This is a genomic window from Candidatus Eisenbacteria bacterium, from assembly GCA_016235265.1.
GTDB lineage: Bacteria > Eisenbacteria > RBG-16-71-46 > RBG-16-71-46 > JACRLI01 > JACRLI01.
On record JACRLI010000014.1, the window covers coordinates 354,766 to 378,915 of the forward strand.

General features: G+C 70.3%; 19 protein-coding genes. 16 read left to right on the forward strand and 3 right to left on the reverse strand.

Translation table 11 applies throughout. The features are described from left to right. Window positions 1-269 precede the first annotated feature (269 nt). The 3 genes from HZB25_08035 to HZB25_08045 are packed head-to-tail and all read left to right on the forward strand — an operon-like array spanning window position 270 to window position 4,996. Window positions 270-2,417, forward strand: coding sequence for a TonB-dependent receptor (locus HZB25_08035; GenBank protein MBI5837179.1), 2,148 nt, complete (start codon window positions 270-272; stop codon window positions 2,415-2,417). Continuing rightward, window positions 2,417-3,016 carry a YfiR family protein gene (locus tag HZB25_08040; protein MBI5837180.1) on the forward strand — a complete coding sequence of 200 codons (600 nt, stop codon included), beginning with the start codon at window positions 2,417-2,419 and terminating at the stop codon, window positions 3,014-3,016. Before HZB25_08035 ends, HZB25_08040 begins: the two co-directional genes overlap by 1 nt. Window positions 3,017-3,019: 3 nt before the next feature. Continuing rightward, entirely contained in the window at window positions 3,020-4,996 is a 1,977-nt protein-coding gene (locus HZB25_08045) for a response regulator (GenBank protein MBI5837181.1), read from the forward strand. A gap of 59 nt (window positions 4,997-5,055) precedes the next feature. On the opposite strand, the gene HZB25_08050 is transcribed toward HZB25_08045, so the two are convergent. Next, complete coding sequence (locus HZB25_08050; GenBank protein ID MBI5837182.1) at window positions 5,056-6,717, reverse strand: transporter; 1,662 nt, start codon at window positions 6,715-6,717, stop codon at window positions 5,056-5,058. 21 nt (window positions 6,718-6,738) lie between these two features. Between HZB25_08050 and HZB25_08055 the strand changes: the two genes are divergently transcribed. The 3 genes from HZB25_08055 (at window position 6,739) to HZB25_08065 (ending at window position 9,878) form a co-directional block, all read left to right on the forward strand. After that, on the forward strand, window positions 6,739-7,725 hold the full coding sequence (locus HZB25_08055) for an alpha/beta fold hydrolase (protein ID MBI5837183.1): 987 nt from the start codon (window positions 6,739-6,741) through the stop codon (window positions 7,723-7,725). Window positions 7,726-7,752: 27 nt separating this feature from the next. Next, window positions 7,753-8,100, forward strand: coding sequence for an MGMT family protein (locus HZB25_08060; GenBank protein MBI5837184.1), 348 nt, complete (start codon window positions 7,753-7,755; stop codon window positions 8,098-8,100). Window positions 8,101-8,216: 116 nt separating this feature from the next. Next, window positions 8,217-9,878, forward strand: coding sequence for a DEAD/DEAH box helicase (locus HZB25_08065; protein MBI5837185.1), 1,662 nt, complete (start codon window positions 8,217-8,219; stop codon window positions 9,876-9,878). 57 nt (window positions 9,879-9,935) lie between these two features. On the opposite strand, the gene HZB25_08070 is transcribed toward HZB25_08065, so the two are convergent. Then, the gene (locus HZB25_08070; GenBank protein MBI5837186.1) at window positions 9,936-10,436 is read right to left on the reverse strand and encodes a YcxB family protein; all 501 of its coding nucleotides are present in this window, start codon (window positions 10,434-10,436) and stop codon (window positions 9,936-9,938) included. A gap of 14 nt (window positions 10,437-10,450) precedes the next feature. Next, window positions 10,451-15,079, reverse strand: coding sequence for a sigma 54-interacting transcriptional regulator (locus tag HZB25_08075; protein MBI5837187.1), 4,629 nt, complete (start codon window positions 15,077-15,079; stop codon window positions 10,451-10,453). A gap of 433 nt (window positions 15,080-15,512) precedes the next feature. Between HZB25_08075 and HZB25_08080 the strand changes: the two genes are divergently transcribed. The 10 genes from HZB25_08080 to cysE all read left to right on the forward strand — a co-directional run bounded on the left by HZB25_08080 (window position 15,513) and on the right by cysE (window position 23,963). Beyond that, complete coding sequence (locus HZB25_08080; protein MBI5837188.1) at window positions 15,513-15,716, forward strand: hypothetical protein; 204 nt, start codon at window positions 15,513-15,515, stop codon at window positions 15,714-15,716. After that, a complete protein-coding gene (locus HZB25_08085; GenBank protein MBI5837189.1) occupies window positions 15,713-16,198 on the forward strand; it encodes a hypothetical protein in 486 nt (161 codons plus the stop codon). The genes HZB25_08080 and HZB25_08085 overlap by 4 nt, the downstream gene beginning before the upstream one ends. 68 nt (window positions 16,199-16,266) lie before the next feature. Continuing rightward, window positions 16,267-16,866 (forward strand): hypothetical protein, encoded by a 600-nt coding sequence (locus HZB25_08090; GenBank protein ID MBI5837190.1) that lies wholly within the window; start codon window positions 16,267-16,269, stop codon window positions 16,864-16,866. A 260-nt stretch (window positions 16,867-17,126) separates the two neighbouring features. Further along, window positions 17,127-17,651: a hypothetical protein gene (locus HZB25_08095; protein ID MBI5837191.1), complete on the forward strand. Its 525-nt coding sequence runs from the start codon at window positions 17,127-17,129 to the stop codon at window positions 17,649-17,651. A 43-nt stretch (window positions 17,652-17,694) separates the two neighbouring features. Next, on the forward strand, window positions 17,695-18,423 hold the full coding sequence (locus tag HZB25_08100) for an NAD-dependent deacylase (GenBank protein MBI5837192.1): 729 nt from the start codon (window positions 17,695-17,697) through the stop codon (window positions 18,421-18,423). Window positions 18,424-19,097: 674 nt separating this feature from the next. Next, window positions 19,098-20,447 carry a group II intron reverse transcriptase/maturase gene (gene ltrA, locus HZB25_08105; protein ID MBI5837193.1) on the forward strand — a complete coding sequence of 450 codons (1,350 nt, stop codon included), beginning with the start codon at window positions 19,098-19,100 and terminating at the stop codon, window positions 20,445-20,447. Between the two features lie 113 nt (window positions 20,448-20,560). Next, a complete protein-coding gene (locus HZB25_08110) occupies window positions 20,561-21,553 on the forward strand; it encodes a 50S ribosome-binding GTPase (protein ID MBI5837194.1) in 993 nt (330 codons plus the stop codon). Window positions 21,554-21,712: 159 nt separating this feature from the next. After that, window positions 21,713-22,111, forward strand: a complete 399-nt coding sequence (locus HZB25_08115) for a hypothetical protein (protein ID MBI5837195.1) — start codon at window positions 21,713-21,715, stop codon at window positions 22,109-22,111. 35 nt (window positions 22,112-22,146) lie between these two features. After that, window positions 22,147-23,103: a cysteine synthase A gene (gene cysK, locus HZB25_08120; protein MBI5837196.1), complete on the forward strand. Its 957-nt coding sequence runs from the start codon at window positions 22,147-22,149 to the stop codon at window positions 23,101-23,103. A gap of 89 nt (window positions 23,104-23,192) precedes the next feature. Next, window positions 23,193-23,963, forward strand: coding sequence for a serine O-acetyltransferase (gene cysE / locus HZB25_08125; GenBank protein ID MBI5837197.1), 771 nt, complete (start codon window positions 23,193-23,195; stop codon window positions 23,961-23,963). The last annotated feature ends 187 nt before the right edge of the window (window positions 23,964-24,150 follow it).

The window sequence follows — 24,150 nt, forward strand, 5'->3', positions numbered from 1 at the left end:
TTCCCGAATCCCGGATCCCCCTGATTCCCCGCCGGTTCCCGCAGGGCGCCCGCCGCAGTCCGTCGCGGCCCGGGCGCCCTGCGCATGTCGGGAGCGGCAGCCCCGAAACAAGCCTTCGCAGTCTCAATTCCGCTCAATTCCGCACGAACGGCGGCCGATAAGAACCGTGAAGCAGACGAAGCGTTCCCGGTTTCATGGAGCCGCGCCACGGACCAGGTTCCTGCACGCTCCGCCCCCGGTGCATGCGATCCACCACCCAGGAGCCCCGCATGAACGTTCGGATTCCCCTCCGGACCGTGTCCGCGCTCGCGCTTGCCCTGGCGACGGCAGGTCCCGCCGCTCGCCCGGGATTCGCGCAGGACGCCGACTCCGTTTCGGACCTGATGCAGCTGAGCCTCGAGCAGCTGACGCGGGTCACGGTGGTCTCCGCCGCGCGCCACGCGCAGCGCCGCATCGACTCTCCCCGCTCCGTGTCGGTGATCACCTCCGAGGACCTCCGCCGCGGCAACTTCCGCACCGTGCCGGAGGCGCTGGTGGGTCTCGCCGGCGTGCTGGTGCAGGAGACCAACTACGGGGGTGGCTCACCGGTGATCCGCGGCCTCATCGGAAACCAGGTCCTGATCCTGGTGGACGGCGTGCGGATGAACAACGGCTTCTACCGCCTGGGCCCGAACCAGTACCTGAACACCATCGATATCGCGCAGGTGGAGCGCATCGAGGTGATCCATGGCACCGGCTCGACGCTCTACGGCAGCGACGCGCTCGGCGGCATCGTCAACATCCTCACCCGCGATGCACATCCCGGCGGCTCGTCCGCGGCGGTGCGCAGCGGATCCCGCGTGCGCGCCGCCACCGCCGATCGCAGCCTCGGCGGCCGGCTGGAGTTCTCCTCCACATCCGCCTCGCTGGGCGTGGTGGGCGGCATCGGCGCGCGGTCCTTCGGGGACCTGAGGGCGGGCAGCCTCGTCGGCCGGCAGGCACACACGGGCTACCACGAGCTGGACGGCGACCTGAAGCTGGAGGCGGCGCTGGCACCGAGGGCCCGGGCCACCGCGGCGCTCCAGTACGTGCGGCAGTCGGACCTGCCGCGCACGGACATGGTGGCGCCACGCGGCGATCACATCCGCTACGACTGGAGCCCGGAGGAACGGATCCTGGGCTACCTCCACCTCGGGGCCACGCGGCCATGGGCCTTCGCCGACACGCTCTCGCTGCGCCTCTCGTACCACGTGCAGGGCGAGCAGGTCGAACGCGTCCTGGCGTCCGCTCCCACGGTGACGCGCCACTACCTGGACCGGGTGAAGACGTGGGGACTGGCGGTGCAGGCCAGCTCCCGGATCGGGGCGCACCAGCTGTTCACCTACGGGTCCGAGGCCTACCGCGACCGGATCACCAGCAGCCGCACGGACCACGACGACGTCACCGGGGCGGGGCAGAGCAAGCGCGGCACGGTGCTGGACCAGTCCTCGTACCGCACCGTCGCGGTGTACGTGCAGGATGAGCTGCAGGTGTCCGAAGCCCTGCACGTGACCCTGGGGCTGCGCCAGAGCTGGATCGACCTCGACGCCTACGACTCCTCGGCCGCGCCCGACTCCCGGAGCATCAACCTCGATCCGTCCGCGCTCACCGGCAGCGTGCACGCGCTGTACCGCATCTCGCACAACGTGCACCTGGTGGGCGGCGTGGGGCAGGGGTTCCGGGCTCCCAGCCTCAACGATGGCACCGTCGTGGGCACGTTCGGCGGGGGATACGAAGTCCCGTCGCCCCGGCTGCAGCCGGAGCACAGCGTGGACTACGAAGTGGGGATCAAGGCCCAGCGCGGCGGTTTCGCGGGCACCCTGTTCTACTACCTCAGCGACATCCACGACCTGATCGAACGCCGGCCCACGACCCAGAATGGCCTGCCGTTCCTGGACTCCAACGGGAACGGGGTGCAGGACCCCGGGGAACCGCTGGTCTTCGACCGGCAGAACCAGGGCCGGGCGCGGGTTCACGGCATCGAGGCGAAGCTGGAGGTGCTGCTGAGGCACGATGTCTCCGGCTATGCGAACCTGGGCTGGACGCGCGGCTCCGACCCGCAGACCGACGAGCCGATGCGCAGGATTCCGCCGGTGATGGGCGCCGCGGGGCTCAAGTGGCTGCCGTCGCGGACCGCGTGGGCGGAGTTGTACTCGCTGTTCGGGGGGACCCAGGCCCGCCTGGCGCCGGGAGACCTCACCGATCCGCGCATGTCCCCCCACGGAACCCCGGGATACGTGACGCTCAACGTGCGCGGGGGCATGGACCTGGGCCGCGCGGGGCGGCTCACCCTGGGGCTCGAAAACCTGCTCGACAAGACCTACCGCTACCACGGCTCCGGCATGGACGCGCCCGGATTCAACGTGGTGCTGGGCTACGGGGTGTCACTGGCCCACTGATGCGAACCGTCTCGAGACACGCGGCGGCGCTCGCCGCCCTCGCGCTCATCGCCCTCGCCATCGCCGGCTCCGTCGCGCCCGGTCGCGCCGCTCCGGCGCAGGTCTCCGCGCGCGAGGGGGAGGGCGCGGGCGAGTTCGACGTGCGCGCCGCCTACCTCTACAACTTCACCAAGTTCGTCACCTGGCCCGAAAAGAGCCCCCCAAGAGGCGTGTTCGCCATCGGGGTCCTGGGCGAGGATCCCTTCGGCGCATCCGTCACCCGGGCGCTCGAGAGCAAGACGGTGCAGGGGATGCGCATCGTCATCCGGCGCGTGAACACGCCCGAGGAGGCCGCCGCCTGCCAGCTGGTGTACCTGGCCGGCGGGGAGGAAAAGCGGCTGGCCGCGCTCTTCGAGCGCCTGAGGGGCCTGCCGGTGCTCACCGTGGGCGACTGCCGCGGGTTCCTCCGCGGTGGCGGCATGATCCGGTTCCGCACGGAACAGGAGCGGGTCCAGTTCGACGTCAGCCTGGCCCCGGCCTCGGAGGCGCACCTCGAGATCAGCTCCCGGCTCCTCCAGGTGGCCCGCACCGTCCACCCGGACGCGCGGAAGGAGGAGTAGCCCATGCACTTCCGGGACGCTCCCCTGGGCCAGAAGCTCACCGCCATCATCACCCTCACCAGCGCCACGGTGCTGCTGCTCGCGTGCGGCACCTTCGTGGTGTACGACCTCGAGACCTTCCGCAGCCGGATGATCTCCGACATGGACAGCCTCGCCGAGATCGTGGAGAAGAACTGCCAGGCCCCGCTGATGTTCGGCGACCCGAGGGCTGCGGAGGAGGTGCTGGTGGCGCTCGCAGCGCGCAAGCACCTGCAGGGCGCCGCGCTGTATGCTGCCGACGGAACGCGTTTCGCGAGCTACGACCGCCCCGGCGGGTTGCCCTTGCCCGCTTCCGGCCGCGGCCTGGCGGAGGGATCCACCATCCAGGGCCACCAGCTGCGCCTGGTCCACACCGTCCGCCTGCGCGGCGAGCGGCTGGGCACGCTGTGCCTGCTGGCGGACACGGACGAGGCGACGGAGCGCTCGAATCGCTACGTCCTGGTCGGGTTCGTGGTGCTCCTGGTGTCCATCGGCTGCGCCTTCCTGGTCTCGCGCCGGGCGCAGCGCGTGGTGTCCGGGCCGATCGTGGAGCTGGCCGAGGCCGCGCGCGCCGTGTCCGCCGACCGCAACCACTCCATCCGCGTGGAAAAGCACGGCCAGGACGAAGTGGGCCGGCTTACCGACGCATTCAACGAGATGGTGTCCCAGATCCAGGTCCGCGACCGGGCGCTGTGCGAGGCGCAGGAGCAGCTCGAGCGGCGCCTCGGCGAACTCCAGCTGGAGATCCTGGACCGCGAGCGGGCGGAGGAGGCGCTGCGGCACAGCCAGGAGCAGTTGCTGCAGTCGCAGAAGATGGAGGCCATCGGCAAGCTGGCCGGCGGCGTGGCCCACGACTTCAACAATCTGCTCACCGCCATCCACGGCTATGGAGACCTGCTGCTGCACCGGCTGCCCGGCGACACGCCCCTCCGAGGCTACGTGGAGGAGATCCTGGCCTCCTCCAAGCGCGCGGCGGGCCTGACCCGGCAACTGCTGGCATTCAGCCGCCGGCAGATCCTGGCGCCGCAGGTGCTCGACGTGAACGCCGTGGTGACCAACATGGAGCGGATGCTGCGCCGGCTCATCGGCGAGCACATCGAGCTGGTGGCGCACCTGTCCGAATCGCCCGGGAACGTGAAGGCGGACCCGGGACAGCTGGAGCAGGTGGTGCTGAACCTGGTGGTCAACGCCCGCGATGCCATGCCCGACGGCGGGCGCCTCGTGGTGGAGACCGGGGAGACCGTGCGCCAGCCGGACTCCATGCAGCCGTGCACCGGGGAGGGGCCGCGCCGGTTCGTGGTGATCTCGGTGTCCGACTCGGGTGTCGGAATGGACCGCGAGCTTCAGCGGCGCATCTTCGAGCCTTTCTTCACCACCAAGGAACAGGGCAAGGGCACCGGGCTGGGTCTCTCGACGGTCTACGGCATCGTGCAGCAGAGTGGCGGGCACATCGAGGTGGAGAGCGAACCGGGACGGGGGAGCAGGTTCCGCGTGCTGCTGCCGCGAGTGGATGCGGTGGCGGAGGACCCCGGCGCGGAGTCGGCATCCCCGTTCTCCGCGTCGGCTCCGCGGGGTCACGAGACGCTGCTGGTGGTGGAAGACGAGGAATCCGTGCGCCGGCTGCTGACCACCGCACTCACCGCGGGCGGCTACCGGGTGCTGGCAGCGGAGGACGGAGAGGCGGGCGTGGAGCTCTTCCGTCTCCACCGGGAGGAGATCTCGCTGGTGCTCACCGACCTGGTGATGCCGCGAATGAACGGGAAGGAAGTGCTGGAGAGCGTGCGCGCCCTGGCTCCGGACGTGCTCGTGATGTTCATGAGCGGCTACGCCGACGCCAGCATCACCGGCCCGGGCAAGCTCCCGCCGGGCTCGATCATCCTGCAGAAGCCGTTCCTGCCGAGCGACATGCTGGCGGCGGTGCGCTCGGCACTGGACGGGCGGGAAGTGCGAAACGCGGCCTAGGGCCGCCCGGTCCTCCGTCTGCCCGCATCACCCCTGTCCGCGCGGCTCCCGCCGCTCCCCTACACCCGCAGCAGCGTCGTCACCAGCACCTGCGCCAGGAGGATCTTGGCGATCATCGAAGACGGGTACACGTTCGCGTACCACTCGTTGGGCATGTCGTTCCCGGCCTGCTGCGCCGCGAACGCCAGGCACGCGGGCTGCGTGTGCACGCCGGCCACCAGGCCCATGGCCGCCGAGACCGGCAGCCTGAGGTAGCGGGTGGCCGCCAGCAGACCCGCCACCGCCACGAACGCCGTGACGAGCGCACCCGCGGCGATCAACGGCCCGCCCCCGTGGGTGAAGGTGGAGCCGAACCCCTGCCCGGCGCGCGTGCCGATGGCCGCGAGGAAGAACACCAGTCCCAGCTGGCGCAGCACCAGGTTGGCGTTGAAGGGGAGCCCCCAGGTGATGGGCCCGGTGCGCTCGAGGCGTCCCAGCACCAGCGCCACGATAAGCGGTCCGCCCGCGAAGCCCAGCTTGAAGCTCATCCCGTTGGGCAGCGGCAGCGGCACCATTCCCAGCAGCACCCCCAGCACGATCCCCAGCGACATGCTCAGGAAGTCGGTCTCGGAGAGCGCGCGCACCGAGTCGCCAAAGAAGCGCGTGATGTCGTCCATCTCCGCGGCCGGCGCCACCACGCGCACCCGGTCCCCCAGCTCCAGCACCGTGCCGGGGGTGGGCACGAAGTCCACGTCGCCGCGGCGCAGCCGCGTGATGGCGCCGTGAAACGCCTTCTCCGCCAGCACCAGCCCCACGGTGCGGCCCACCGCGTCCCGATTCGACACGAAGATGCGCCGGAAGATGATGCCGGGATCCTGGGCCACCTCCGCGTCCGCGGACTCCTCCCCGAACAGCAGCCGCGCGCGCAGCAGCGACGCGGGCGTGCCCACGGCCACGATCTCGTCGGATTCCAGCAGCGGCATGTCGGGCAGCGCCACCTGGGTCACCCCGCCGCGCCGGAGGCGACTGATCAGGAATCCCGGCTCGTGCAGGCTGCGGAGCGCCTCCTCCACGGTGAGGCCGAACACGCCCGGATTGGTGACGCGGTAGGCGCGGTGCACGATCTCGCCGGTGCCGGATGCCCTGCGCCGTTCGGCCTCTTCCCGGGCGAAGTCCGCGCGGGAGAGCTTCGCGAAGATCCAGAAGGCCAGGATCACGCCCAGCACCCCGAAGGGGTAGCACAGGCCGTAGGCCACCACCGGCCGGCTGAGCTGCGCGGTGAGCTGCCCGGCCGGCTGGCTGCCGCCGAGCTGCTTGATTGCCTCCACGGTGGCAGCGAGCGCGGGGGTGTTGGTGAGGGCGCCGCAGAACATGCCGGCGATATCCGCGCCGGGGAGATGAAACAGGTTGCCGAAGACGACCGCCGCCGCGGCTCCCGCGGCCACCGCCCCGGTGGCCACCAGGTTGATCTTCAGCCCGCGCTGCCCGAACGAGGCGAAGAACCCCGGCCCCGACTGCAACCCCACCGCGTACACGAACAACACCAGGCCGATGACGTAGACGTAGTCCGGAAGGGCCATGGAGGGATCCAGCGCTCCGAACGCCAGTCCCACGAACAGCACCGCGCTCACGCCCAGGCTGAAGCCCGCGAACTGGAGATTGCCCACGAGGTAGCCCAGTCCGACGACCACGAACAGGAGCAGCAGTGGATTGGAAGCGAGCAGATGGAGGATCGTTGGCACGGCGTGTAGTATAGTCCACGCGTGCATGACACGAAAGGGAACCTGGGGGGCCGCATGCTGGTCGTGTGCCTGGTGTTCGCATTCGCCGCGCTGGCGGTGCTGTGCCGCCCGTACGAACCGCGCGGGCCTGTCCCCGCGCCCTCGCCCGTCCGCGATTACGCGGAAGCCGTGAGGCGCTGGGACGCCATGGCGGCGCTGGACGGGATCTCGGTCCGGCCCGACTGCCGCGCCCGGGCCATGCTCCAGGGCCGGCGCACCGCCCGCGTGGTGGTGCTGTTCCACGGGCTGGCCAACTGCCCGAAGCAGTTCGAGCGCCTCGCCGACTCGCTGTTTGCGCGCGGCTGCAACGTGCTCGTCCCCCGAGCACCCTATCACGGCAACGTGGACCGCATGACCGACGAGCAGGCGAACCTGACTGCCTGGGACCTCGCCCGCGCCGCGGACGAGGCCGTGGACATCGCGCAGGGCCTGGGGGAGCGCGTGGTGGTGGCCGGCCTGTCCACGGGCGGGCTGCAGGCCGCATGGGTGGGGCAGTACCGCAAGGACGTGAGCCGGGCGGTGCTAATCTCGCCGGTGTTCGGCGTGGCGGTGATCCACCCCCTTCTGACCCCCGGTTTCATCCGCGTGCTCCGGACGTTGCCCAACCGCTACTTGTGGTGGGACCCGCGGGCCCGGGAGAATCTGGCCGGCCCGAAGCAGGTGTACCCTCGCTACTCCACGCGCGCCCTCGCGGAGATCCTCCACTTCGGGCTGGTGGTGCAGGCTGCCGCCCGGCGGCAGACCCCGGCGGCCGGGGAGATCTCGGTGATCACCTCCGGCAGCGACCTCGCGGTGAGCAACTCCGTCACCTCCGCCGTGGTGCGGGATTGGAGCCGCCATGGCGCGCGCGTGCGCGTCCACGAGTTCCCGCGCTCGATGCAGGTGGGCCACGACCTGGCCGACCCGGATCAGCCCTACGCCCGGCCCGGGAAGGTGTACCCGGTGCTGCTGGGGGAGATGGACCGGTAGGGGGCGCCTCCCTCCCGGGGAACCCGCATGGCTTTCACCTCGCCGCCCCGCCCGCAGGAATTCGACGCCGCGGTGTATGCCGTCGTGTGCGCCATCCCGCGCGGAAAGGTGATGACCTACGGCGGAATCGCGAAGCAGCTCAAGCGGCCCGCGGGCGTGGCCGCGCGCACCTACGCGGGCGTGGCGGCACGGTGGGTGGGCAGTTCCATGTCCCGCGCGCCGGGGTTCGTGCCGTGGCACCGGGTGATCAACAGCCAGGGCCGCATCAGCCCGCGCCCCGGACGCGGACCGGGGGAGCAGCGCGGGTTGCTGGAAGGGGAGGGCGTGGGGTTCGACGCGCTGGGGCGGGTGGATCTGGAGAAGTACGGGGCGTAGGCAGCGCCTGCGGGCCCGGGTGGCCCGCCTGTGCGCGGGGCCTGGCGGCTGCGGCTCATTGGACGCCCCGCCCGCCCCCATGTACCATGGGGGCTACCCTAATCAAGGAGCCCTGCATGCCTTTCAGCTCCCTCGGACTCCGGCCCGCAATTCTCAAGGCCATCCAGGAAGCCGGCTACACCGAGCCCACCCCGATCCAGTCCAAGGCCATCCCCATCGTGCTCAAGGGCCGGGACGTGATCGGCACCGCGCAGACCGGCACCGGCAAGACCGCGGCGTACGTGCTGCCGGTGATTGAGAAGCTGGCCGCGGCCATGCCCGCCCGGCACGTCTCACCCGCGCCCGCCCATGCTCCCGCCCGCGCCGGCACACCCGCGCCCGCCCACGCGCCCGCCCGCCCCGGCTCGCCCGCGCCCGTGCGGACGGCCACCCCGGCGTCCGCGCGCTCCATCCGGGTGCTGGTCCTGGTGCCCACGCGCGAGCTGGCGGTACAGGTGGAAGACAGCGTCCGCACGTACGCGAAGCACCTGCCGCTGCAGTGCGCCGCGGTGTACGGCGGCGTGTCCGAGGTCCCGCAGATCAAGGCGCTGCGGGCGCGCGTGGACATCATCGCCGCCACCCCCGGGCGCCTGCTGGACCTCATGGACCGGCACCCCGGCGTGTTCAACGGGCTTCAAGTCCTGATCCTGGACGAAGCCGACCGCATGCTGGACATGGGCTTCCTGCCGGACATCCGCAAGATCGTCCGCCAGCTTCCCAAGGAGCGGCAGACACTGCTGTTCTCGGCCACGTTCTCGGACGAGATCGAGAAGGTGTCGCGCGAGTTCCTGCGCCAGCCGGAGGCCGTCGGCGTGGGCAAGCGCGCCACGCCGGTGGACACCGTGACCCAGTTCGTCTACGAGGTGTCGCGCTCGCGCAAGACGCCGCTGCTGGTGCACCTGCTGAAGGACAAGGGCCTGGACACGGTGCTGGTCTTCACGCGCACCAAGCGCGGTGCCGACAAGCTGGCGCGCAAGCTGGAGAACGAGCGTGTGACGGTGGCGACCCTGCACTCCAACAAGAGTCAGAGCCAGCGCCAGGTGGCGCTCAAGGGCTTCAAGTCGGGCCGCTACCGCGTGCTGGTGGCCACCGACATCGCCGCCCGCGGCATCGACGTGGACGGCATCTCGCACGTGGTGAACTACGACTTTCCGGCGGCACCCGAGGACTACGTGCACCGCATCGGCCGCACCGGCCGGGCCGCGGCCATCGGCGACGCGTTGAGCTTCGTCACCTCCGAGGACCACGGGGAGCTGCGCACACTGGAGAGGTTCATCGGCCGCGGCATCCCGCGCCGGCCGGTGGACGAGGCCGTGCAGGCGGAAGCGTCCGAGCCGCGCGGCGAGCGCGGACCGCGCCAGCCGCAGGGGCAGCGCGGCGGGCGTCCGGGCGGCGAGCCCGGCAGGCGCGGCGACGGCGGGCGGCGGGAGTCCGGTTACGGCGGCGGGCGTCCCGCGCAGGGCGAGGCGCGTCGCGGCGGTGGCGGGAGTGGTACGCAGCACGGCGGCAGGCCCGGAAGTTCGCGCCCCGAGCGACCCGCGAGCGGTGCGAGGCACGAGGGCGCGCGCAGCGGAAGCCAGCCTTCCGGCGCGAGGCGACCGGAGCGCGGCGTGCACGGTGGGCGGCCCGGCGCGGCGCGGTCCGGCTCGATCCAGCGTGAGACCGAGCCCGAGAAGCCGGCTTCGAAGTGGGGTCGGCTGATGGAGCGCATGACCGGGGGCGGGAAGAAGCGGCGGTAGATTTCCGGACCTTCGAGCGGCAGGTGCAGGCGCGGCTCCGTGGATTCGACGCGGGCTTCAGCCGGAGGTTCGCTGCCGCACGATCCCCCGGATCCCCTCCGCCTCCGTTTCGGACATCACACGCTTCGGCAGCATCACCGCCCTTCCCGGGCTGACGTGGAAGAGGAACAACCGCCGCGTCTCATCCACCCGTGCCACCTCGTTCCAGCGCAGGCGCCCCGAGCCTCCCGGAGTCTGCAATTCCACGCCCGCGTCGTCCACGATCACCGTTCGGCGCGGTCCGGCGGCCTCGGCGGCGCGCTGCGCGCTCCGGGCCATCCACCAGCAGGAGAGGGGCCGTCCCACGAACAGCATCCCCCAGGCGCCGACGGCGACCGGCAGCAGGGTCCGGACTGCGGCCCCCGCCTTCCAGTGCAACATCAGCGCCGACACCAATCCCAGCAGCGGCAGCAGGAGGAGCATGGCTCCCGCCACGCGCGCGCCGGGCTGAATGCTGATCATGGCGCGGGTGGCGTCGCAGACGTCGTCCTGCTGCTGGTCGAATGTGAAGGTGGGCATGGACGAGATTCTCCTCACTCGGGACGGGTGATTCCGTAGGCCCGCATCTTGTACCTCACCGTTCCCTCCGAAACCCCCAGCTTCCGCGCCGTCCGGGTCTGGTTCCACCCGCAACTCTCCAGCGTGTATCGGAGCGCCTCGGACTCGGCCCGGGCCCGGCGCTCGCCCATGCCCATCGTTTCGGGCGCGGGCCGGGAATCGGTGAGTGGCTGCGGAACGGTGAGCAGCGGCCCGGCCTGGGACACCAGCGCCCGCTCGATCACGTTGCGCAGCTCGCGCACGTTGCCCGGCCAGGGATGGTCCAGCAGGTACTCGCGGAACGCCGGGGAGACCTCCGGCCGGGGCAGGCCCATCTGGCCCGCGAACACTTCCAGGAAGTGCTCCGCCAGCGGCAGGATGTCCTCGCGCCGGTCGCGCAACGGCGGGATCTCCAGCGTCACGGCGCTCAACCGGAAGTACAGGTCCTCGCGAAACGTGCCCGCCTGCACGCACCCGCGCAGGTTGCGGTTGGTGGCCGCGATCACGCGCACGTCCACCTGGCTCGTCCGCCGCCCACCCACACGCCTCACCTCGCCGTTCTCCAGCACCCGCAGGAGCTTCGCCTGCAGGCTCAGGTCCATGTCGCCCACCTCGTCGAGCAGCAGCGTGCCGCCGTCGGCGCACTCGAAGATCCCCACGCGGTAGCCCACTCCGCTGGCGGTGCCGGCCTCGATGCCGAAGATCTCGGCCTCCATGAGGTTGGGCGCGACGGCCGCGCAGTTGAAGCGCACCAGCGGGGCCTCGGCGCGCGGGCTCCCGGCGTGCAGGATCTCCGCCAGTCGCTCCTTGCCCGTGCCGCTCTCGCCCAGCAGCAGCACGGTGGTGCGGTGTGCCGCGACGCGGGTCACTTCCTCCAGGATGCGCCTCATCCCCGGGGACTTGCTGACGAAGTTCGTGGCGCGCGCCACCCCCCGCGTGTTCTGCCGCAGGTGCTGGTTCTCGCGGCGCAGCAGTTCCTCGGCGCGGGCCAGCCGCGCCCGGTTGCGCGCCTGCTCCACGGCCACTGCGATCAGGCGGCAGAACCCGCGCAGCAGCGCGCGGTGGTGCTCGCCGAACATCCCGGCGCGGCTCACATGGTCCAAGTACACGGTGCCGATCACGGCGTCCTCGAGCAACAGCGGCTGGCACAGGACGGAACGGATGCCCAGCTCCATCACGCTGGGTTGCCCCGAGAGGCGGGCGTCGCCCATGGCGTCGGAGACCACCAGGGTCTTGCCGGACTGCATCACCTGGGACACCACCGACGCGCTGGCTCGCTTCGCCTGGTGGTGCCATTCGTCGCCCACGCCGCGCGCGGCGGCCAGTTCCATGGTGCCGCGGGCCGGGTCGAGCAGGAACAGCGCCACGCGCTCCGCCGGCAGCGTCTGGAGCAGCAGGTCCATGGTGCGCTCGAAGAGCTGCTCCAGGGAGTTCAGCGAGTGCACCAGGCGGGCGAGTTCCAGCAGGACGTTCTCGCCCACGGCGGCGCCTTCGCCGGCGTCCCAGAGGAGCCCCAGGAGACGCTCGCGCACCCGGGCCTCGTCCAGCTTGTGGCCCAGCGCGGCGAAGCGGCGGGCCGAGGAGTTGAGCGTGTCTCGAGCCAGCTCCCGCTCGCCGCGGGCGGCGTGCAGGGCGCCGCGAAGTTCTTCCACGCGGGTTGATTCCACGGGGGCTCCGGCCCCCTCCAGCAGTGCCTCCATGGTTTCGATCGCGGCCTCGGCACGGCCCAGGTCGCCTTCCTCCAGGGCCAGCTCGGCGCCGGTCACGGCGTTGCGGAAGCGGATCTCCGCGAATTCGGTGGAGTCCAACTCGAGGGCCAGGGCTCGCTGCGCGGCCCGCGTACCCTCGGCGTCGATGCCCAGGGCCGCCCGCGCTGCGAGTGCGCCGGCACGCACGAGCAGGGTGGTGCGCCGAGGCAGGCCGGACTCGAGAACCTTGCCGGCCGTGCCGAGCCACCTCTCCGCGCCGGCGCGGTCGTCTGCGGCGATGGCCGCTTCCAGCAGCCCGGGCAGGAGGGATGAGGCTGAGGCGACCTCGCCGTGTCGCATGCGCACGCGATGAGCGCCTTCCAGCAGGCGGCGAGCCAGGCCTGCGTCGCCGCGGCGCAGAGTGATCTCGCCGCGTACTTCCAGCGCGTAGCCGCGGTCGGGGCCCCCGCCGTCGCGGGGGAGTTCGGCGAGGAGGGAGTCGGCTTCGTCGAGGTTGCCGAGGTGGGATTCGTAACTTGCCAGCACCACCAGGTACAGGGACGTCATCTGGCGGGAGCCGGCGTGCTCGGCCGCCTCAAGGGCCTTCCGGATGAGCTTCACAGCCTCGCCGTAGCGGAAGGCTCGGTGGGATGCGACCGCCATCCGGTACAGGAGGTAGGGCACATGGGTTGTCGCCGAGGGTTCGCCCTCGAACCTCGCCAGCTGCTCCTTCCCTCGAATCATGATCTCTTCGAGGCGGCCCTCTTCCTGCAGCAGAAGGCACAGGTTCGACCAGCTCGCGCTTTCCGCGTCGACATCCCCGGCGGCCCTCGCTTCGATGGCAGCCTGGTGCAGGAAGTCCTCCGCGTGCCGCCGCTCGCCCGCGCGCCATGTGAGGACCCCGAGACGGTTCAGCAGGCGGCTGCGGGTCACGTGCGCGTCCCCTGGCGCCGCCCGGAGGCCCTCCTCGTAGCAGGCGCGGGCCTCCCCGGGAGAGTGGGCCACGGCCCGGTGCCATCCCAGGTCCGCCAGCGCCGCGGCACGCGAAACGGCATCCTGACCGGCGGCCTCCACGGCCTGCTCGAACGGTTCCCGCGCCCCACTCGTGTCCGCTGCCCGCAGCCGGCACCATGCGAGCCTCCGCAGCAGCTCGCAGCGGCGCCTGGATTCCAGCCGGCCCTGGAGCCGCTCGCGCAGGCACGCTTCCTCCCGCGGATCTCCTCCCGCCGCGGAGAAGGCTTCCAGGGCCTCGTCCAGGATCGCGGTCCGCTGCTCGCCCGGAGGAAGCACATCCAGGGCCCGTCCCCAGATGAGAGGAAGGCGCGAGGCCCGGGCTGCGTCCAGAAGGCACTCCTGCCGGGTGCTCGAATCACTGCAGAGCTCCGCCAGGTCGGCGCGGTCGCGGGGATCCAGGGCTTCGGAAAGCCGCAGGCACATCGTGGCGAGCTCCGCCGATTCGGCCTGCTCCAATGCGCGCTTCGCGGCTGCCCGAAGTCTCGGAGGGGTACGTAACCACCCCCGCAGCTCGCGCAGCGATGCCGGGGGCGCCAGCGGGGGCGCGAACTCGCCGGCGTGACGGCGCGCTTCCGCTTCTCCGATCCAGGCGGCCACGAAGAGGAACCGCCGCACGTCCCCCGGGAGCCGCAGGAGTATCTCCGCGAGCGGATCGCCTGGACCTGTCCCTGCCGCGCCGCCTCCGCCGGCCTGCGGTTCCAGCCTGACAAACGTTGCCTTCGGAGCGAGGCGACGCAGGGCCGCGCGGTGGGAGGCATCCATCAGCGCCTCGTCGCACGATGCCACCACGCGAGACGCGGAAACGGTCTCCCGCCACTGCCCGAGATCCGCGAGGACCCGTTCCGGAAGTTCGTGAAACCCGTCGATGAGGGCAATCTCGACGGCCGGCTCGCGCGAAAGCAGTCGCCAGGCGTCCCGCACCTCCCGGTCGAGCAGCACTGTGCGCCGCCCCGAGGTCTTCAGACGTCCCAGTGCGGTCCGCAACAGCGCGCCGGGGTCCGTGCCCGGGGGAGCGGTGATGCGCACGTCGCGGGGCGAGTCCGCGGAGGTCGCCTCCAGGACCGCGGCCAACTCTGCGCCGGGGAGGGAGCCAGGGATTGCCGTGACCCCTGCGTCCTCCGCAGGGGTAGCCCACTCGGGGTGGAGGCGACGGAGAGTCGCCACATCTGCCGGCCGCAGATCCGGTCGCGGGGACAGGAGCCTGCGCAGGATGGCCACCAGCTCGGGCCGACCGCGCAGCGGAGCCGCGTCCCACCGGTCCGTCAGCTGCCGTTCCGTCCGCTCCTGCGGGGTCGCGCCCGGAAAACACGCCCGGCCGGTATAGAGCTCGTACGCCAGCGTGCCCACGCCGTAGAGATCCGCCCGCGAATCGGCGGTCTCGCCCCGCAGCACCTCGGGTGCCACGTAGCCGGGTGTGCCGGCCCGAAGGGGAACCTCGCCCAGCCGGCCCAGCAGACCGAAGTCACTTACGCAGAGCGTCGGCGGACCGTCACCAGCGGGCTCGGTGAACAACAGGTTGGCAGGCTTGAGATCCAGGTGGAGGAGTCCCTGCAGGTGCAGGAACTCCAGCGCTTCCAGTAACTGGGCAAGCCAGAGGTCCGCGATAGCGGGTGCGGCCGGCAGTTGCTGCTGCAATAGGCTGCCGCCCGGCAGGTGATCGAGAACGACGAACAACCGGCCGTCCGCGAGGTAGCCGAAATCGTGAGCCGCCACGATGTGCGGATGGCGCAGCGACACCAGCGTCTCGAACTCTCGCTCGAAGCGAGCGCGAGACTGCGCGTCCTCGGAGCTGGAAAGCACCTTGATCGCCCGGGGTGTGCCCGAAGCGAGATCCAGCACCAGGTGGACCTCTCCCTCCGCACCATGCCCAAGGCCGCGTTGCCATGAGAATCCCGGTGGCAGCCAGTCAGAACCGTAAGGCATGCGGATGAGTCTAGGAGCGGGAAGGGGCAAGGTCAACTCGGCTGCGGCCAACGAAGTGGCGCGCTGAGGACCCGCGGAGGCGCGTGAGACGCAAATCCTCACGAATTGTCGTAAATCCTTACGAATCTATGTTACATGACCGTAATATGCTGTAATACCATCAGTTACTATCTCGAAGTCGGCTCACTACCGCACACTCCTCGTAGAACTCTACGAATACCATCCCAGAGAGCTCGCTCTCAAGAAACGGCAAAATCTCAACCCCAGCCGTAACATGCTGTCTCGTATTATGATAAAATAGATAGTTACTTCGATCTTGAACCGAAGACCCATCGCTTCATGGCGGCACGTTCGGTGCCTTATAGGCCGGCACCGGCTTAGGTCGGCCGCGTGATCATCGCGCGGTCCACAACCGCAACTTTGGAGGTAGCCCATGGCCTCGATCCGCTCCCGCTTGCTCCGCACCGGCCTCGTGCTCGTCTGCGTCGCGACACTCCTTGCTCCCGCAGCGGCCCTGGCTGGAGAGCCTGACAATCCTCAGCCGATTCCCGCGACGTGCACCACCTCCACCTCGCTGTCGCTGCTCGATCTCATGATCCTGACCGCGACCTCAACCGTATTGAGCATCCCCCTGTGAGCACGCAGTTCACCGGGTACCCGGTGGCCGGCGGCCGGTCCGCCAGGCTTCGAGAGTTCGAGGTGTGGGCGGATCGGACCTCCCGGTGGAGTGGCCCGGTGCTGGTGATCGGCGGATCCTCGCGGATTCGCGAGAGCTTCGCGCGGCTTCTCCACCGGGAGTGGGTCAGACCGGGGGGGGCGTTCCGATGCGTGGACGGGTCCTCCCCTGTGCCGGCCACCAGTTTCTCGATCCTGCGGCACCCGGACTCGCCAGCTGCCGGTGGGACTCTGTTCGTGGACCCGGTGGACCGACTCCGGCTTCCGGACCAGCGAAGGCTGCTGGCCTGGCTCGATGCGCGAGACGTCCGCACCGGCTCGTTGGGCGCGCCCTGGCGCCTGGTCGCCGGCCTGGACGCGCCCTTCGGCGAACTCAGCGGCGCGCACCGGCTGCTGCCGGCGCTGCTCGACAGCCTGGACAAGTGGAGGATCGACCTCAGGTAGCTGCAGCACCGGCCGCAATGCGCGCGGGAACTCCACACGCCGCGTGCCACGCAAGGAGGTGGTGAGCCGTGAACATCGGGACGGAGCCGGAGATCGGCCAGAAGGAAACGCAGCGCGCGGCCCGCAACCGCGAGAAGCTCGCCGAGCTGTACCCGCACTTCGCGGACAGCGTTCGACCCATCCTGTCGGAACTGGAAGCCGCCGGCTTCCGGCCCCGGATCCAGGTGGCGTGGCGCAGTCCCGAAGAGGAGCTCAAGGCGTACAAGGCCGGCATCAGCCAGAGCGTGCACGGAATGCACGGCATCTCCGGGCGCCTGAATCAACCCGAGTCGCTCGCGGCGGACGTGGTCGAGAACGACGATCCGGACGCAATCCGCATTCCCTTCGCTCTCCAGCTCGCCAGCTCCGCCCAGGCGCACTCCTGCCAGACCGGCATCCTCATGGGCCTTCCTCACAATCTTGCCGAAGCAGTGACGGCCGCGATCGCCCGCGGCGACTGGGGCGCGCGCGTGAAGCTGGGCTGGAACCCGCTGCACGTCCAGGCTGCCGGGCTGTCCCTGGGAGAGGCCAGGGCAGGAAAGCGCCCGGGAGGGGCGCCGGCAGGGACGACCCCGCCGAGGGCGGGCTCCGGTCACGAACCCGCGGGGGTGCGCCCGCTCCGGCCATGACACCGGCGGAATCCGGTTCCGCCGAGGCATCGTCCGGCAGGCCCATGGCCCGAGGGGGGCGCTCGGTTGGGTGGAGCAATCTCGCGGACAGATCGGCTCCGCGACGCGCCACCTGGCTCTCCGCACTGGGACACCCCGGGGCCATGGCCGCCGGCGAAACTCGAGTCGAGCACGCAAGACTGGGCTCACGCTGCCCATCCGCCGGTTCCCGGTGGGCGGGAGCGGGCCCGAAGCGGGAAGAGCCCGAGACGGAGTATCGAATGCCAATCACACAGGGACGCTCGCGAGGGGCCCGGGATCTCGAACGCGCCGCGCGCAACCGGGAGAAGCTGGCCGAGGTGTACCCGCCATTCGCCGAGAAGGTGCGCGCGATCCTCTCCGACCTGGAGGGGATCGGCCGGCAGCCGATGATCATTCGCTCGTGGCAGAGCCCGGAGGAACGGGAGGCGACTCCCGCCGCGTGCTCCGCGAACCAGGACTACTCCCTGCACCAGGTGACGGGAGTCATCGGGCAGCCGGAGGCGCTGGCGGTGGACATCGTGGATGAGGGGCATCCGGACGAAGCCCACGCGATGTTCGCACTCCAGCTCGCCTATGCGGCCTTCGCCCACGGCTGCGAGACGGGCATCGTGGACGGGCTCCCCGCGGAGGCCGTCGCTGCGATCCAGGACGCGGTGGGCCGCGGAGACTGGGCTGCCGAGGTGACGCCGGGCCGGAGCCCGGGGCACGTGCAGCCGGCGGGGTTCACGGTGGCGGAGGCGAGGGCGGGAAGGCGGCCGAAGTAGGGGGCGGGCCGGCAGCGCTGCGGGCCCATGCTACACTCCCGCCATGGCCGATTCCCCGACGGCACCAAGTCTCGCCGCCGCAGTTCTCCGCGCCTCGCGCCGCCTGGTGATCCTCACCGGCGCGGGCATCTCCGCCGAGAGCGGCGTTCCCACCTTCCGTGGCGCCGGCGGCTACTGGCGCAACCGCAGCTTCATGGAGCTGGCCACGCCCGAGGCGTTCGCTGCGGACCCCCGGCTGGTATGGGATTGGTACCTGGAGCGTCGCCGCACGGTGCGCGCCTGCGAGCCGAACGCCGCGCACCGGGCCATCGCGGCGTGGTCGCAGCTGGGGCGCGGCACGCTCATCACCCAGAACGTGGATGGCCTGCACGAGCGCGCCGGCACCTCGGCGGTGGTGCGCTTTCACGGCTCGCTGTGGCACAACCGGTGCGGGGAGTGCCGGGAGGAGCGGTTGGTCGCCGACCTCGAGTACCCGGAACTGCCGCGATCGCCCTGCTGCCACGCGCCGGAGAGACCGGGAGTGGTGTGGTTCGGGGAGGCCATTCCTTCGGAGGCGGTGAAGTCCACGGAACTCGCGGTTGCGGGCGCGGACGCGGTGCTGGTCATCGGCACCAGCGGCGCGGTGTACCCCGCGGCGGGCATCGTGGCGGCGGTCCGCTCGAGCGGCGCGAAGGCCATCGAGGTGAACCCGGAGGACACCTCCCTGGAGGTGGACGTGGCGCTCCGGATGCCCGCCGCGGAGGCGGTGCCACGGATTCTGCCGTCGCGTTGACCGGCACGCATCGCCGCGGGCCGCCCGGTCGGGGCAATAGCCCGGGCGCCACAGCCGATCCGCCCCGCGCGGTCGACCAGGCCCGCGGCCGATCCACCCCGAGCAGCCCCCGCTACACTCCCCGCCCGGTATCCTGCTATCATCCCGCCATGGTGCGTCCTGACGAACGGCTCCCAGCCGTTCACGCTGCACCGAGCCAGCGGGTGAGAGTCCCGCCCAGAGAAGATCGAAGCCTCTGGTAGCAGGTCCCGGGCGTTGGGAGAGATTCCTGCGTCTGAGCGGGGCGTCAAGAGCCTCTACGGAGGAAGCGAGATTGCGGGCCGCAACATGAAGTGAAGTCTGCCGCCTCGACAGATAAACAATGCGGGAGCCGAGCCGAGCATGTCACGGCGAAGGCCATGTTCGCAGCGCGAGACTTCGAGGAACACGCGCAGCGAGTCCTGCCGGGGTAGGGGGCGCGGCACGCGGTCAAGGTTCGGTGCGGAACAGGAGAGGCCCGTCTGTGTGGCCCCGCGTCGGGGCGAGGTGGCTCGTATAAGCCGAAGGTGAAGTCGAGCGCTGCACAGCGGGAGTCCGAGGGGGTCGTAGTGCCGAGGATGGCGGTGACGAAGAACGCCGCTGGAGGAAAGGGCCCCTGGGGCGGGAGAGCCGAAGGCGGAGGTAAGCGCAAGGGCATGGCCGGCAAGACCGGACCCAACAACCCCGCGGGGCGCGAGTCCCGCGACAAAGTGCGACAACTTCAACGTCGGCTGTGGGTGGCGGCCAAGCGGCAGCCGGGGCGCCGATTCCACGCGCTGTATGACCGCATCTGGAGGGGTGACGTCCTTCGGGAAGCGTGGAAGCGGGTGAGGCGGAACCGAGGCGCGGCAGGCGTGGATGAAGAGACGCTGGCCGGGCTGGAGCAGTACGGAGTCGAGCGCTTCCTGGAAGAGCTTGGCGAGATGCTGCGAGCAGGCAGGTACCGGCCAGCAGCGGTGTTGCGCCGGTACATCCCGAAGGCGGATGGCAAGAAGCGGCCGTTGGGCATACCGACGGTACGGGACCGGGTGGTGCAGGCGGCGGCGAAGCTGGTGCTGGAGCCGATCTTCGAGGCGGACTTCCGTCCGTGCTCGTTTGGGTTCCGGCCGAGGCGGAGCGCCACCGGGGCCCTGGAGAGCCTGCGCAAGCTGGGATCTCGGGGCTACAACCACGTACTGGATGCGGACATTCGAGATTACTTCGGAAGCATCGACCATCGGAAGCTGATGCTTCTGGTGGAACAGCGGGTCTCGGATCGGCGGGTACTCAAGCTGCTGCGGCAGTGGCTCTGTGCCGGGGTGATGGAAGAGGGACAGATGCGGGAGAACCTCTCTGGGACACCCCAGGGAGGAGTGATTTCGCCGCTGCTCTCGAACATCTACCTCAACGCTCTCGACACGGTGTGGGAACGCCGGTGGGCCCATCTGGGCATGCTGGTGCGCTACGCGGACGACTTCGTGGTGATGTGTCGGACGAAGTCGGCGTGCGAGGAGGCCGAGCGCCGGGTGAAGGGGATCCTCACGCGGCTGGGGCTGGAGCTGCACCCGGAGAAGACGAAGCGGCTGGATCTGAGCTGGGGACAGCAGGGGCTTGATTTCCTCGGCTGTCACCTGCGCAAGCGACTGAGCGGACCGATTTGGGCGAGAGAACGCCAAAGGGTGTACTTTCTCCAGCGGTGGCCCTCGCAGCGCAGCATGCAACGGGTACGGCAGCGGGTGAAGGAGTTGACCGGCCGGGAACGCAACGGGGTGAAGGATGTGCGGGTCTTGATCCGCGACCTCAACCCGGTGCTTCGTGGCTGGGGCACCTACTTCCAGACCGGGAACGCCAACAACAAGTTCAATCGGGTCGACACGTACGTCTGGCAGCGGCTCCATGGCTTCATGGTGAAGCGCAAGGGTCGCCATCTGCGAGCGGGCGAAGCCGACCTCTGGACTCGCCAGTTCTTCCATCAGCACGGGCTGCACCGCCTGCGAGGCACCGTCTGTTACCCGGGGACCGCGTAATGCAGCCATCCGAGATCCCACCCGTAAGCCGTGTGCGGGAAATCCGCACGCACGGTCTGAAAGGGGGTTCTACCCCGCACCGTGTGACCCACGGTGTCACGTAGGATCTACCAATGCCCGCGAATCTCACGCCCCAGTACAAGGAGGCGGAGGACCGCTTCCGCGCGGCGGTGAGCCACGAGGACAAGCTGGCCGCGCTCCGCGAGATGATGCAACTCCTGCCCAAGCACAAGGGCACGGAGAAGATCCAGGCGGACATCCGCCGGCGTATCGCCAAGCTGGAGGACGAGGCCGAGCACGGGGCGAAGGGCGGCACCAAGCGCGCCGATCCCGGCCACGTGAAGCGGGAGGGCGCGGGGCAGTGGGCCCTGCTGGGCCCGCCCAACGCCGGCAAGTCGGCGCTGCTTCGCGCGCTCACCCACGCGCACCCCGAGGTGGCGCCCTACCCGTTCACCACGCACGTGCCGCAACCGGGCATGATGCCCTTCGAGGACGTGCAGGTGCAACTGGTGGACACACCCGCTGTCGCCGCGCACCGCACCGAGCCGTACATGGCCAACGTGGCGCACAACGCCGACGGGGTGCTGCTCGTGTTCGACCCCACCGACGACGGCCTGGCGGAGGCCGTGGAGGCCTGCGCCGCGGTGCTGGAAAAGGCCCGCGTGTGGCCACTCACGCGCCCGCTGCCCGCGGACGTCTCGCCCTTGATCGTGCAGCGGCCCGTCTACACGCTGCTGAACAAGGCGGACCTGGACGACGACGGCACATTCCTGGAAATGGCGCGCGAGTCGCTGCCCGCCGACATCCCGGTGTTTCGCGTGTCGGCCGAGCGCGGCTCCGGGCTCGAAGACCTGCGCGCGCTGCTGTTCCGCGACCTGCACATGATCCGCGTCTACGCCAAGGAGCCGGGCAGGAAGCCGGACATGGAGCGCCCGTTCGTGCTGCCGCAGGGCGCCACGGTGCACGAGCTGGCGCTGCACGTGCACAAGGACGTGGCCGGGCGCATGAAGTACGCGCGCATCTGGGGCCATGCCCGTTTCGACGGGCAGCAGGTGGACCGCCACCACGTGCTGGTGGACCGGGACGTGGTGGAGTTGCATTCCTGAGGCCGGCGGGAGCCCCCGCGGCGCACGCGGCGGGCTCCCGACGCTGAAACATACTGAAAACGCGGGATTGAACGCACGCGCGGCCTGGAAACCGGCCCCGATGCGCACCCCCGCCGCGCGGGAATCATCCAAGCCAACACGATCCCCGGGAGGGCACGGATGCCGAATTTCGTCGTAGCGCGACACGCGGACGGCAGGGTGGTGAAGGGCACGAGCATGGACGTGGATCCGTCGCGTCCCGTGTGCCACGTGCGCACGCCCGAAGGCGTCACCGTGGACGTGAGGCTGGCGGACCTCAAGGCCCTCTTCTTCGTCAAGGACCTCTCGGGCAACGCCAAGTATACCGACGCGACCCGCCCCGATCCCGCCGACGCGCGGCTGCGGGGCGCCAGGACCATCCGGGTGACCTTCGAGGACGGAGAGACCATCGTTGGCATCACCCATCACTTCCCGCCCACGCGGGCGTACTACTTCGTTCTGCCGCTGGACGCCGCGAGCAACAACATCCGGGTGCTCATCAACGCGTCCCGCGTGAAGGGCGTGCAACCCGGTCCCTAGCACCGACCGACTTCCGGCCGCGGGAGAATCCCACCATGCCTCGGATCTTCGACAGCGTCCTCGAAACCATCGGCCGCACGCCGCTGGTGCGCACCCGCGTGCTCCAGAAGGAGGTGAAGGCGGAGCTCCTGTTCAAGCTGGAGTCGTTCAACCCGATGTCGTCGGTGAAGGACCGCATCGGGTACTCGATGATCGAGGACGCACTGGCGCGCGGGCTCATCAAGCCGGGCGTGACCACCGTGGTGGAGCCGACCTCCGGGAACACCGGGATCGGGCTGGCCTTCATCTGTGCGGCGAAGGGCATCCCGCTGGTGCTCACCATGCCCGAGACGATGAGCCTCGAGCGGCGCAAGATCCTGGCCGCGTTCGGTGCGAAGGTGGTGCTGACGGAGGGCGCGAAGGGGATGAAGGGGGCCATCGCGCGGGCCGAGGAGCTGCACCGGGAGATCCCGAACTCGATCATCATCGGGCAGTTCGAGAACCCCGCGAACCCGGAAATCCACCGCGTGACCACCGCGGTGGAGATCTGGGAGGACACCAGCGGCAAGGTGGACGCGCTGGTGGCCGGCGTGGGCACCGGAGGCACCATCACCGGCGTGGGGGAGATGCTGAAGGCGAGGAGCCCGGCGTGCCGGGTGATCGCGGTGGAGCCCAAGGATTCGCCGGTGCTCTCCGGCGGGGCGCCCGGACCGCACAAGATCCAGGGCATCGGTGCGGGCTTCGTCCCCAAGGTGCGCAATACCGCGGTGATTGACGAGGTGATCCAGGTGACCAACGAGGACTCCTTCGAGTTCGCCCGCAGGCTGTGCCGCGAGGAGGGCCTGATGGTGGGCATCTCCTCGGGCGCCGTGGCGTGGGCCGCGGTCCAGGTGGCGAAGCGGCCCGAGATGGCCGGCAGGCGCATCGTGGCGGTGCTCGCCAGCCACGGGGAGCGCTACCTCTCGACGCCGCTGTTCGATTTCCCGGAGGACGCCGCGCCGGTCGGGCCGTAGGCGGGGAATCCGGACCACCGGGGCGTGGACCGCGCCCGCCGCGCCGGCGCCATTCTCCGCAGGACGCGCGGGCCGCGCATCGAGGCCGCATGCTGCGAATCGTCGAGGACATCCGCACCATCCGCTCCAAGGATCCCGCCGCACGCGGGGCCCTGGAAATCCTGTTGTGCTACCCGGGCCTGCACGCGCAGTGGATGTATCGCTGGGCGCACCGGCTGTGGCGGTGGCGCGTGCCCATCCTGCCGCGGTTCATCTCGCACCTCGCGCGGTTCCTGACCGGCATCGAGATCCACCCGGGCGCGGTCCTTGGGCGGCGCGTGTTCATTGACCACGGCATGGGCGTGGTGGTGGGCGAGACGTCCGTGATCGGCGACGACTGCCTGATCTACCAGGGGGTGACGCTGGGGGGTACCAGCCTGAGCCAGGGCAAGCGCCATCCCACGCTGGAGGAGCACGTGGTGGTGGGATCGGGAGCGAAGGTGCTGGGCAACATCACGCTGGGCCACCACACGCGCGTGGGCTCCGGCTCGGTGGTGATCAAGTCCACGCCGCCGCGTTCCACGGTGGTGGGCATCCCCGGCCGCGTGCTCGAGGAGTCGAAGGCGGAGGAACAGCGCCCCGGGCACGAACTGGAGCACAACCGCATTCCCGACCCCACCGCGCGGGCCATCACCGCGCTGCACGAGCAGCTCCAGGAGCTGGGGCGCGAGGTGGCGGAGCTGCGCCAGAAGCCGGTCCAGCTGACGATTCCCGAGGGTCTCACCATGGAGCAGATCGAGGAGGCCTTCCGGGCCATGAGCGACCCGTTGGAGGAGCCCCGTCCGGTGCCGGACCGGTTCGACCAGGGCGGCGGGATCTGAGTGCGGCGGGCCCGGGGACGCGCCATAACACAGAGGTTGTGCTTCGAAGAATGTGTCTAGCATGAGCCATGCAGGGTATGCCCTGCATGGCCACCTTCCGTCCGCCTCATTGCCCCAACCCGTCCTGCCCATTCCATTGCCACACAAGCGGCTGGCGATTCAAGAAGATCGGCTTCTTCCACCCCAG

Bases quoted from the DNA above. Each gene is read 5' to 3' on its own strand.
- HZB25_08115 (MBI5837195.1), top strand. From the start codon at position 21,713: ATGCCGAATTTCGTCGTAGCGCGACACGCGGACGGCAGGGTGGTGAAG.
- HZB25_08065 (MBI5837185.1), top strand. From the start codon at position 8,217: ATGCCTTTCAGCTCCCTCGGACTCCGGCCCGCAATTCTCAAGGCCATC.
- HZB25_08060 (MBI5837184.1), top strand. From the start codon at position 7,753: ATGGCTTTCACCTCGCCGCCCCGCCCGCAGGAATTCGACGCCGCGGTG.
- HZB25_08080 (MBI5837188.1), top strand. From the start codon at position 15,513: ATGGCCTCGATCCGCTCCCGCTTGCTCCGCACCGGCCTCGTGCTCGTC.
- HZB25_08100 (MBI5837192.1), top strand. From the start codon at position 17,695: ATGGCCGATTCCCCGACGGCACCAAGTCTCGCCGCCGCAGTTCTCCGC.
- ltrA (MBI5837193.1), top strand. From the start codon at position 19,098: ATGGCCGGCAAGACCGGACCCAACAACCCCGCGGGGCGCGAGTCCCGC.
- HZB25_08045 (MBI5837181.1), top strand. From the start codon at position 3,020: ATGCACTTCCGGGACGCTCCCCTGGGCCAGAAGCTCACCGCCATCATC.
- HZB25_08070 (MBI5837186.1), bottom strand. From the start codon at position 10,436: ATGCCCACCTTCACATTCGACCAGCAGCAGGACGACGTCTGCGACGCC.
- HZB25_08075 (MBI5837187.1), bottom strand. From the start codon at position 15,079: ATGCCTTACGGTTCTGACTGGCTGCCACCGGGATTCTCATGGCAACGC.
- HZB25_08110 (MBI5837194.1), top strand. From the start codon at position 20,561: ATGCCCGCGAATCTCACGCCCCAGTACAAGGAGGCGGAGGACCGCTTC.
- cysK (MBI5837196.1), top strand. From the start codon at position 22,147: ATGCCTCGGATCTTCGACAGCGTCCTCGAAACCATCGGCCGCACGCCG.
- HZB25_08095 (MBI5837191.1), top strand. From the start codon at position 17,127: ATGCCAATCACACAGGGACGCTCGCGAGGGGCCCGGGATCTCGAACGC.
- cysE (MBI5837197.1), top strand. From the start codon at position 23,193: ATGCTGCGAATCGTCGAGGACATCCGCACCATCCGCTCCAAGGATCCC.
- HZB25_08040 (MBI5837180.1), top strand. From the start codon at position 2,417: ATGCGAACCGTCTCGAGACACGCGGCGGCGCTCGCCGCCCTCGCGCTC.
- HZB25_08035 (MBI5837179.1), top strand. From the start codon at position 270: ATGAACGTTCGGATTCCCCTCCGGACCGTGTCCGCGCTCGCGCTTGCC.